Annotated in this window: 8 protein-coding genes and 1 pseudogene; 2 read left to right on the top strand and 7 right to left on the bottom strand. The window is 65.4% G+C overall.

The genetic code is table 11. The annotated features are described in order from the left end of the window. Both glnA and QYH69_RS27960 read left to right on the top strand, forming a co-directional pair. Nucleotides 1-210 (top strand): annotated as a pseudogene (gene glnA, locus QYH69_RS27965) (glutamine synthetase); the annotation flags it as partial. Between the two features lie 246 nt (nucleotides 211-456). After that, entirely contained in the window at nucleotides 457-1,383 is a 927-nt protein-coding gene (locus tag QYH69_RS27960) for an MBL fold metallo-hydrolase (protein ID WP_308834964.1), read from the top strand. Nucleotides 1,384-1,458: 75 nt separating this feature from the next. Here the strand turns inward: QYH69_RS27960 and QYH69_RS27955 are convergent, their stop codons facing one another. The 7 genes from QYH69_RS27955 to QYH69_RS27925 all read right to left on the bottom strand — a co-directional run bounded on the left by QYH69_RS27955 (nucleotide 1,459) and on the right by QYH69_RS27925 (nucleotide 9,004). Then, nucleotides 1,459-2,187 (bottom strand): alpha/beta hydrolase, encoded by a 729-nt coding sequence (locus QYH69_RS27955; RefSeq protein ID WP_308834963.1) that lies wholly within the window; start codon nucleotides 2,185-2,187, stop codon nucleotides 1,459-1,461. Nucleotides 2,188-2,375: 188 nt separating this feature from the next. Next, the gene (locus QYH69_RS27950) at nucleotides 2,376-3,257 is read right to left on the bottom strand and encodes an amidohydrolase family protein (protein WP_308834962.1); all 882 of its coding nucleotides are present in this window, start codon (nucleotides 3,255-3,257) and stop codon (nucleotides 2,376-2,378) included. Nucleotides 3,258-3,374: 117 nt separating this feature from the next. Beyond that, complete coding sequence (locus tag QYH69_RS27945) at nucleotides 3,375-4,595, bottom strand: sugar ABC transporter substrate-binding protein (RefSeq protein WP_308834961.1); 1,221 nt, start codon at nucleotides 4,593-4,595, stop codon at nucleotides 3,375-3,377. A 48-nt stretch (nucleotides 4,596-4,643) separates the two neighbouring features. Next, a complete protein-coding gene (locus QYH69_RS27940; RefSeq protein ID WP_308834960.1) occupies nucleotides 4,644-5,690 on the bottom strand; it encodes an ABC transporter permease in 1,047 nt (348 codons plus the stop codon). Beyond that, nucleotides 5,687-6,709 carry an ABC transporter permease gene (locus tag QYH69_RS27935; RefSeq protein ID WP_308834959.1) on the bottom strand — a complete coding sequence of 341 codons (1,023 nt, stop codon included), beginning with the start codon at nucleotides 6,707-6,709 and terminating at the stop codon, nucleotides 5,687-5,689. The genes QYH69_RS27940 and QYH69_RS27935 overlap by 4 nt, the downstream gene beginning before the upstream one ends. Continuing rightward, a complete protein-coding gene (locus QYH69_RS27930) occupies nucleotides 6,706-8,253 on the bottom strand; it encodes a sugar ABC transporter ATP-binding protein (protein WP_308834958.1) in 1,548 nt (515 codons plus the stop codon). Before QYH69_RS27930 ends, QYH69_RS27935 begins: the two co-directional genes overlap by 4 nt. Beyond that, nucleotides 8,246-9,004: an SDR family NAD(P)-dependent oxidoreductase gene (locus QYH69_RS27925; RefSeq protein WP_308834957.1), complete on the bottom strand. Its 759-nt coding sequence runs from the start codon at nucleotides 9,002-9,004 to the stop codon at nucleotides 8,246-8,248. The genes QYH69_RS27930 and QYH69_RS27925 overlap by 8 nt, the downstream gene beginning before the upstream one ends. Nucleotide 9,005 lies beyond the last annotated feature (1 nt).

The following is a 9,005-nucleotide window of genomic DNA, read 5'->3' as shown; positions in this document are numbered from 1 at the left end:
CCGCCGGAAGAGGATGCAAAGATCCCGACCGTGTGTGCCGGCCTCGACCAGGCGCTCGAAGCGCTCGACAAGGACCGTGAATTCCTGACGCGCGGCGGTGTGTTCACGGATGCGATGCTCGACGCTTACATGGAACTGAAGGAAGCGGAACTGCAGCGCGTGCGTATGACCACGCACCCGGTCGAATTCGAACTGTACTACTCGCTGTAAGCGGCGATGCGCTTCGCCGCGGTTGGCGAAGCGCGCGTCCCCCGGTCACACTCGCCGGCGTGGCTTGTTCAATTCGACCGTCCGCACTTTCACGCTCGATGAGAGTGCGAAACGTGACATGAACAGCTGTTGCAACGGATATCTTCGGGTATCCATTGCCAGTTTGCACGTGAACAGAAGAGCGTCTTCGCAAAGCTCGTGCGAGTCGGCGTCGGCAAGCGGTGAATTCCATGCGGACGGGACGGTATGACAGAAACGAAAGACAAAGAAAGCGCCCCACCGTGGGATGCTTCGCGAGTGAACCTCACTTCGAGAGAACTGGGCCCCGGCGTGTTCGCGGTGATGCCCGACGATGTGCTCGCCAAAGATCACGTCGGCACCACCGCCGGTTTCGTGATTGGGGAGCGCGGTGTGCTCGTCGTCGAGTCCATGCTAAATGGCGATCTTGCCTCGCAGCTGATCGGACTGGTGCGCGAGGCGACCGCCAAACCGATACGTTTTCTCGTCAACACCAGTTATCACGGCGACCATGCCTACGGGAACTACCTGTTTCCCGACAGCACCGTTGTGATTCAGCATCCGGCGACCCAGCGCTACATGACGGACAGTTTCGAGGAGGATCGCCGCTTCATGATCGGCCTGATGGGCAAGGGGAAGGGCATCGAGCGCGTGCAGGCGCGGACCGCGGACATCGCCGTGCCCGAAATGCTCAGCGTCGATCTCGGCGGTCGCGTGGTCGAAGTGCGTCACTTCGGCTTCGCGCAAACGCCCGGCGATCTCGTCGTATGGGCGCCCGATGCCAAAGTGCTGTGGGTCGGCAACATGATTCAGGCACCGTCTCCTGCGCTACCCTGGCTCCTCGAAGGGCGGCACAAGGAAACAATCGCAACCTTGACCCGGGTGCGTGAATTCCTGCCCGAGGATGCCACCATCATTCCGGGCCACGGTCGCCCGATGCGTCCCGCGGATATCGAGTTCCCGCTGCTCTATCTGCGCGAGCTCGATCGCACCGTGCGCAAAGCCATCGGCGAGGGCCGATCGATCGAGGAGGCCCTCGATATCGCCGCGATGCCGCACTATTGCTCGTACAGCCTTTTTGATTGGGCGCACAAGTTGGTCAACGTGCCTGCGGCTTATCGGGAGGCCTGGCACGAAAGCCAGGGCGATGTTTAGCCCGGCCTCGCCGCGGTATCGCGCTGACGCGTGGAGGGGAAGTACGCGATCCGCCGTCGTCTGACCGGGGCGCTGTCAATCCGCGGTTGCGCGGGCAGCCTGTACGATCACCTCGGCGACGACGTCCGGGTTCGAGACGGTAACGGCGTGCGAAGCGTCGACCTCGATCACGGTCGATTGCGCCCGCTCGGCTTCGAACTTCTGTTCGGCCGGCGGGATAGCGAGATCGCGAAGCGTGATGATTTGCCAGGTGGGCTTGCTCGTCCAGGCAGCCGACCTCGGCGCCTCGGTCAAACAGGCCATGTCCATCGGACGCTGAGAAGCGATCATCAGGGCGGCTTCGCCATCTGTCACGTCTGCGGCAGTCTGGCTGTGAAACTTGTCCGCCTGGTAAAGGACATACGCGCCGCTGGTGCCGTCGGGCAGCGTGTAGGGAACCGGATAGGTGGACGTGAGGAAAGAGCTGCCGGGGAAGCGTTCGATCAACACGCGCGGCGGTTCGCCTGCCGCGGGCAAAATGGACCCCGCATAGACGAGGCCTTTGACCTTGGGGTCGTCTGCGCCAGCCTCGGTAATGACGGCGCCGCCGTAGGAGTGCGCCACGAGGATCACCGATCCCTCGATCGTGTCCAGCATGCTGCGCAGATACGCCGCGTCGACTCCCACGCCCCGCAGCGGATTGGCGAAGGCCACGACCGGGTAGCCGTCCCGCTGCAGCCGCTGAATCACTCCATTCCAGATGGACGCGTCTTCGAAAGCGCCGTGCACGAGCACGATCGTGGGCTTCAACGTTTCGGAGTTCACCGTTAATTCCTTCTCGAGGGGGTTACGAAGGAAGTGCTTTTGCTGACGTGGCCGCGTCAATATAACCTGCGACGTTTATTCATTCTGCGAGAATGCCTTCACTTGTCGAGAACGCATCTTGCAATCGGACTTCGATTCGTCAAACCTGGCATTTGACGACGTGTCGATCTCGCCCGATTGGACTTCTGTTATGGGCGATAGGGATCGAAGCCGTACAGCCGCTCCGGGTTGTCGACGAAAATCGACTGTCGCACGGCCGTGTCGTCAACCCATTCGTCGAACTGGTCGATGAGGTCCGCATCGTCGGGCATCGGCACCGGATGGGCCGGATGCGGCCAGTCGGTACCCCATACCAGCTGGCGCGGGTTCGCCTCGATCAGCGCATCGATAAACGGCCGCGTATCGACATAAGGCGTCGCGCGAAGTCCGGTGCTGCGATAGGTGCCCGACAGCTTGACCCATGCGAGTCCTTCGCGAACCAGCGCGAGCAGATTCCGGAAGCCCGCATCATGAATGCCCTTGTGCGCCGGCACGTGGCCGAGGTGGTCGAACACGGCGGGCACGCCGAGGCGTTCCACGAATCCCGTCAGGTCCGCAAGCGTCGACACGTCCGCGAGAAATTGCAGATGCCAGCCGAGCCCGCGAATCCGTTGCGCGAGCGTTTGTGCGGTTTCGAGCGCGAGGCCTGCGCCGAACAGCAGATTGAGGCGCACGCCGCGCGCGCCGAGCCGATGGAATTCGGCGAGATCGTTATCGCCGACGTCGGGTTCGACCACCAGCACGGCGCGCATCGGCAGACGGCTGTCCGCGATCGCCTGCAGGCTGCGCCGGTTATCCATGCCGTACGGGCTCGGCTGGATGATGACCGAGCGCGCAATGCCGAAGCTGTCCGCGAGCGCTTCGTAATCGGCGAGCGTCGCGTCGGGCGGCGTATAGCTGCGATCAGGCGCGTACGGCCATTGCTGCTCGGGACCGAATACGTGGAAATGACAGTCGACGGTGCCGGCCGGCAGCCGTCTTTTCGGCGCGCGCGATAGCGGGCGAGCAGGAGCGCAGACGGGGATGCTCACGAAAACGACCTCCATGGACAGCAGACAACGAACGGAAAAAGGCAATGCGATTCGCAGCATGCCGGGCGCGGCCCGGTAAAGCCGCGCCCGGCATGCCGACGATGGTTCATGCGACGCTCAAGGCTTGACGGTTGCCGATACCTTCGTCAGCTTGAACAGATCCGCGGGCGCCTGGCAGTGCTGGCAGTTCACGCCCGGCACGTTCGGCGCCTCCCTCACGACATTGGCCGGCAGCGGCTGAATCGTCGCACCCGGCGTCGGCGTGCCGTGCAGCGCCGAATTCAGCGACAACTCGGGCGTCAGCACCGGATCGAACACTTCGGTGTTGAACGAGTCGGGCACCTTCGTCGACGGAAATGCGTTGCAGCCGTTCACGAACGAGTCGCGGGTGCAGACCTTCACCTTGTCGGCGGGCACCCACGGCAGCGGGTACTCGATATTGTGCACGGTCACTTTGCGCTTGCCGGTCAGCTCTTCCATCATGAGCTTGAACGCATAGCCCGACACGTTGATCGGATCGCCCGACGAGATACCGTCGAGCCCGCGCTTGCGCAGGTCCGGATTCGCGAGTGCAAGCCGGAAGCCATTGGTGTTCTCGCCCGTCACGGGCACGAGCTTTTTCTGGCCGCTGGCGAGCAGCGCCGCGACGATGCCATCTTCACCGTTCTCGCCGAAAATCGCGTCGACATCGGGGTGCGCGGCAAGTGCCTTGGCGGTTTCCTGCTGCGTCGTCTGGCTATTCCACATGCCGTAGTACTCGGCGACGACCTTGATGTTCGGATATTTCCTGAACACGCTCATGGCGCCGTCGTAATTCATCTTGTCGACCGAATTGCCCGCCACGCCGCGATCGATGAACACATTGCCGTTGCCGTCGAGCTTGTTGACGAGCCACTGCGCCGTGTTTTGCGCGAAGCCCGCCGTGATGTAGCTGACCGTGCGCGCGCACGGCTCGGTGACGGTGCCGCTGTAGGTGTACACGAGCACGTGCTTTTCGCACGCTTCGTGAATCGCGCGGTTCAGGCCCGTCGATGAAATCGGGAACGTGATGATCGCGTCGGCGCCGGCCGACACCATGCTTTGATACGCGGCCGCCTGGGCCTGCACGTCGGTGCCCGAAATCACCGTTTTCAGCTCCACGAGCTTGTCGTACGGAGGCGTGGCCGCCAGTGCCTTGATCAGGTTCGACGTCTCGGTCTGATAGCCGTTGCCGCTGTAGCTCATGCTCAGATAGACCTTGTACTTTTTCGGCGGCGTTTGCGCGTGTGCGGCGGTGCCGGCAAACGCTGCGACGGTTAGCGCGGCGGCGCATTGCGCAAGGGCGAAGCGGATTTTCATGTTTCCTCCGTATGTCTTTTAGGATGTCCCGGTCTTCAGGGCGGTGCTTCAGGATCGTGTTGATTTCGAGGCAATGCCACTGCGCTTGAAGAGCGTGGCGAGGTCGTCGCGCAACAGCACGAGCGCAACGAAGATCACGACGCCGTAGACGATCGTGCGCCAGCCTTGCGCGATGCCGAGCGAGGCGACGATGGTCGATAGCGTGGTGAGCAGGATGGCGCCGGCAGCGGCGCCGAGATACAGTCCGCGGCCGCCGACAATCGAGGTGCCGCCGATCACGACGGCCGCCACCGACGGCAGCAGGTAGCTCTGGCCGAGCGTCAGCGTGACGCCGCGCACGTAGCCGAGCATCAGGATGCCGGCAAGTCCCGCGCTCGCGCCGCTGATCGCATAGGCGGCGATCGTCAGCCGGTGCACGGGCAGCGCGGCAACGTAGGCGGCAGTCGGATTCGTGCCGAGCGCATAAAGCTTGCGGCCGAAGCCGGTGCGCATCTGCAGGAAGCAGCCGGCCGCGACCGCCACCACCATCAGATAAAGAATCGGCGTGCCCGCGGACGTGTTCGCGAACAGTGCCGACAGCGCGGCCGACGGTTGCCCGGTTGGCGTGCCTTGCGTGAAGCCGAGCGTGACGCCGTAGAGGATCACGCCCATCGCCAGCGTCATGATGAACGGCGGAATCTTCACGACGCTAACGCCGATGCCGCTCAAGGCGCCGAGCGCCGCGGTGATCAGCAGAATGGCGGGCACGCCCCAGACCACGGCCGCGTCCGATGCGCCGATCCACTTGAACGCGAGCACGCCGCCGAGCGTCATCATCGACGCGATGCTCAGATCGAGGCCGCCAAGCAGAATCACCATCTGCTGACCGAACGCGACCACCATCAGGAAGCTCGAGATCACCAGAATCGCCTTCATCTGCGCGAGGCTGCCGAAATTCGGGCCGAGCGCGCGCGACGCGACGATCAGCGCGAACGAGATTGCGAACAGCGCGATCGCGGTGCGCACGTCGCGATCGAGCCGGGCGAGCAAACCGGGCGCGCGGTGACCATCGCGCGTGTCGGCGGGCCGGCCGCCGGTCAATGGCGTTTGTGTCATGCGTGGGCCTCCGCGCGAGTGGCGACGCGTGCGAAAAATACGGCGACCACGACCGCCGCGATCATCACCACGCCCTGGAAAATGCCGGTGTAGAACGACGACACGCCGGTGGAAAACAACACCTTCTGCAACAGCGTGAGCGTGAGGGCGCCGAGCATCGAGCCGGCCACGCCGCCGCGGCCGCCCGCGAACGACGTGCCGCCGAGGGCGATGGCCGCGAACACGAGCAGCAGATACGGGTCGCCTGCGTTCGGCGTGCCGGTCGACGTCAACGCGGTCAGCATGAAGCCGGCCAGCCCGTAGCAGACGCCCGCGAGCATGTATGCGACGAGCTTCACGCGCCGGACCGGCACGCTAGCGAGCAGCGCGGCCGATTCGTCGGCGCCGGTCGCATAGAGCCCTACGCCCCAGTCGGTCCGCCGCAACACGCGCCACAGCGCGTAGACGGCGACCGCGATCGCGAGCGCGACCGGAACGATGCCGCCGATGCGATCGGTCATCGTGTATGTCATGAAGTCCGATACGTCGCCGCCCGGCGCATCGAGAATCAGCAGCGTCACGCCCGAGCAGACGATCATCGACGCAAGCGTCAGCGCGATCGATTGCAGGTTCCAGTACGCGACCAGATAGCCGTTGACCGCGCCGACCGCGGCACCCGCGGCGACCGCGATCGCGGCGCCTTCGAGCGCGCCCGCGGGACCGCTGCCGCCGTGCACGGCGACCAGCACATTGGTCAGCGACACGACGCCGGCCACCGACAGATCGAAGCCGCGCGTCAGCACGACGAGCGTGCCGCCGGCCGCGGCAAGCGCGAGCGGCAGGCTGTTGTTGAGAATGTCGGTCAGCACCGTTGCGCTGAGCGCGTCCGATTGCGTGGCCGCGAAAATCACGGTCAACACCGCGAGGATCACGATGATGACGGTCGTGCCGTCGCCGAGCGTGCGCCGATACCAGGGATCCGGGCGCAGCGTCTGGCCCGTGCGGGCAGACGGCGCGGCAGAGGAGGGGCTGTGGTTCATTGGATCTTTGCTCCATGTCCGGCCGCGAGCGCGACCAGCCGTGCTTCGGAGAGATGCTCGCCTGCCGCTTCGCCGGCCACGCGCCCGCCGTAGATCACGACGCAGCGGTCGGCGAGATGAATGAGTTCGGCCAGTTCGGTCGAATAGACGAGCGCCGCGCCGCCTTGCGCGACGAAGTTGCGGATCACGTCGTAGATCACGGCCTTCGTGCCGACATCGACGCCGCGCGTCGGATCGAACAGCACCAGATAGCGCGCGCCCGACATCAGCACGCGGCCGATCAGCGCCTTCTGCTGGTTGCCGCCCGAGAGCGCGCCGATTTTCAGCTTCAGATAGCGGCTCGCGAGATCGACACGGCCCGCTTCGCTGTCGACCGCGGCCTGTTCGCGCGCGCGATCGATGATGCCGAAGCGGCCGAGCCGGCCGAGCACCGGCAGTGTCATGTTGGTGTCGGTGCGCAAGCCGAGAAACACGCCTTCGGTCTTGCGCTCTTCGGGGACGAAGCCGATGCCGGCCTGCGCGGCGGCCGCAGGGCTTGCGAGGCGCACCTGCTTGCCGTCGATGCGGATTTCACCGCTGCGCACCGGCGCGAGCCCGGCCAGCATCCGGAACAGATCGCGCTGGCCTTGCCCTTCGAGCGCGGCCACGCCCACGATTTCCCCCTTGCCGACGCTCAGCGAGATGTCCTCGACCGTGCCGCCGGCGAGGTGCCTCACGCCGAATGCTTCGGGCTGCGATGCTTTGGGCGCGTGGCGCGCCGCGTGCGCGTCGCGTGCCGCCGAGCCCACCATCATCTGGAAGATGCCGGCGTCTTCGATGCCGGCCAGCGACACGGTCTCGATGCTTTCGCCATTGCGCAGCACGGTGCCGCGGCGGCACAGGCGGCGCACCTCGGAGAGCCGGTGCGAGATGTACAGCACGCCGGTGCCGGCTGCCGTGAGGCGCTCGAGAATGTCGAACAGCCATTGCGGATCGGCGAGCGCCGCGGTTGGCTCGTCGAGCACGAGGAGCCGTGGCTCGCGCGCGACCGCGCGCATGATCTCGATGCGCTGCTTTTCGGCCAGCGACAGCGAGCGCACCGGCACGCCGGGATGGATATGCGCGAGGCCGTAGGCGGCGAGCATCGCGGCGGCGCGTTCGCGGCTTCGCGCGACCGACACGAGGCCCGCCGCGCCTTTCGCCTGGCGCGGCAGCATCAGGTTTTCGGCGACGCTCAGATTCGGCAGCAGGCTCAGTTCCTGGAACGCGGTCGAGACGCCTGCCGCGCGCGCGGCCATCGGATCGGCCGGCGCATACGGACGGCCGTCGAGCGTCAGCGAACCGGTGTCCGGCGCGACGATACCCGACAGCACCTTGACGATCGTCGATTTGCCCGCGCCGTTTTCGCCGAGCAGCGCGTGGATCTCGCCCGGTTCGATGTCGAACGAGACGCGGCGCACGGCGACCGTCGCGCCATACGACTTCGCGATGCCGCCGATCTCGAGAATTTTCGGTGCGCCGCCCGCGGACGATGCGGGCCCGGACCGTGCGAGCGCGTCAGCCATTGTAGACACCGCCGTCGATGCCGAACGACTGCGCGGTCACGTAGGCCGATTCGTCCGACGCGAGATAGACGAATAGCGGCGCGATTTCGTCGGCGCGCGCCTGACGGCCGAGCGGCACCAGCGCGGCGATTTTCTGCTGCTGCGCGGACTCGCCGCCCATGAAGTCGATCGCGGGCTGATTGAATGCGGTGTCGACCCAGCCGGGGCAGATCGCATTGACGCGGATCGCGTCGGGCGCGAGTTCCATCGCGAGCGCCGTCGTGAACGCGATCACCGCGCCCTTGGACGCCGAGTAGGCGACAAGACCGGGACCGCCGCGCTTGCCGGCCAGCGACGACATATTGATGATCGAGCCTTTGCCTGAGCGTTTCAGATGCGCAACGGCGTGTTTCGCGCCGAAGAAATGGGCGCGCGCATTGACCGCGAAGAGCGCGTCCCAATCGGTCTGACTGAATTCCGCGATCGGCCCCGAGCGCTGCAGGCCCGCGTTCTGCGCGAGCACATCGAGGCCGCCGAGCCATTCGACGCCTTGCGCAAGCAGATTCGCGACGCTCGCTTCGCTGCTCACGTCGACCTTGACGAAATGCGTCGCACCGCCGAGCTCCGCGACGACGGCGCGTCCAGCGTTTTCATCGATATCGCCGATCACGACGCGCGCCCCTTCCGCGACGAAGCTGCGCACGGCTTCCTTGCCGATATTGCCGATGGCGCCCGTGATGACGATGCGCTTTCCGGAGAGACGACCTGACATG

Origin of the sequence: Paraburkholderia sp. SARCC-3016, assembly GCF_031119615.1 — a bacterium.
In the GTDB taxonomy this organism is placed as follows: domain Bacteria; phylum Pseudomonadota; class Gammaproteobacteria; order Burkholderiales; family Burkholderiaceae; genus Paraburkholderia.
The sequence above is the reverse complement of the archived record's forward strand: the minus strand, read 5'-3'. Positions and strand labels throughout refer to the sequence as shown.

Excerpts from the sequence above, each read along its gene's own strand:
- QYH69_RS27960 (WP_308834964.1), top strand. The coding sequence starts at position 457 with ATGACAGAAACGAAAGACAAAGAAAGCGCCCCACCGTGGGATGCTTCG.
- QYH69_RS27945 (WP_308834961.1), bottom strand. The coding sequence starts at position 4,595 with ATGAAAATCCGCTTCGCCCTTGCGCAATGCGCCGCCGCGCTAACCGTC.
- QYH69_RS27940 (WP_308834960.1), bottom strand. The coding sequence starts at position 5,690 with ATGACACAAACGCCATTGACCGGCGGCCGGCCCGCCGACACGCGCGAT.
- QYH69_RS27935 (WP_308834959.1), bottom strand. The coding sequence starts at position 6,709 with ATGAACCACAGCCCCTCCTCTGCCGCGCCGTCTGCCCGCACGGGCCAG.
- QYH69_RS27930 (WP_308834958.1), bottom strand. The coding sequence starts at position 8,253 with ATGGCTGACGCGCTCGCACGGTCCGGGCCCGCATCGTCCGCGGGCGGC.
- QYH69_RS27925 (WP_308834957.1), bottom strand. The coding sequence starts at position 9,004 with ATGTCAGGTCGTCTCTCCGGAAAGCGCATCGTCATCACGGGCGCCATC.